This is a genomic window from Ralstonia sp. VS2407 (assembly GCF_052950655.1).
The window spans coordinates 1-465 of the sequence record NZ_JBRFVG010000260.1 but is presented as its reverse complement, the minus strand read 5'-3'; the positions used below and the strand labels follow the sequence as shown (position 1 = coordinate 465).

The window sequence follows — 465 nt, the reverse complement described above, 5'->3', positions numbered from 1 at the left end:
GCTGCGCCACTGCGTGTCGCTCGTCGTCGCGTTCGTCGCGGCGGTGATCGCGTTCCGCGTGCCGGTGTCGACGTGGGACAAGTACGCGCCGCATCTTTTCCTGATCGCGCTCGTCGGGCTCGTGATCGTGCTGATTCCGCACGTCGGCAAGGGCGTGAACGGCGCGCGCCGCTGGATTCCGCTCGGCATCACGAACATGCAGCCGTCGGAAATCATGAAGCTCGCGGTGACGATCTACGCGGCGAACTACACGGTGCGCAAGCAGGAATACATGCAGAGCTTCGCGAAGGGCTTCCTGCCGATGGCGTTCGCGGTCGGCCTGGTCGGCGCGCTGCTGCTGCTCGAGCCCGACATGGGCGCGTTCATGGTGGTCGCCGCGATCGCGATGGGCGTGCTGTTCCTCGGCGGCGTGAACGGCAAGCTGTTCGGCGGCCTCGTCGCGACGGCGGTCGGCACGTTCACGAT

General features: G+C 66.9%; 1 protein-coding gene. It reads left to right on the top strand.

What is annotated here, in order from left to right:
* Positions 1–465 (top strand): FtsW/RodA/SpoVE family cell cycle protein (locus ACU8YE_RS24930; RefSeq protein WP_446930223.1); only part of this gene is annotated, 465 nt, incomplete at both ends.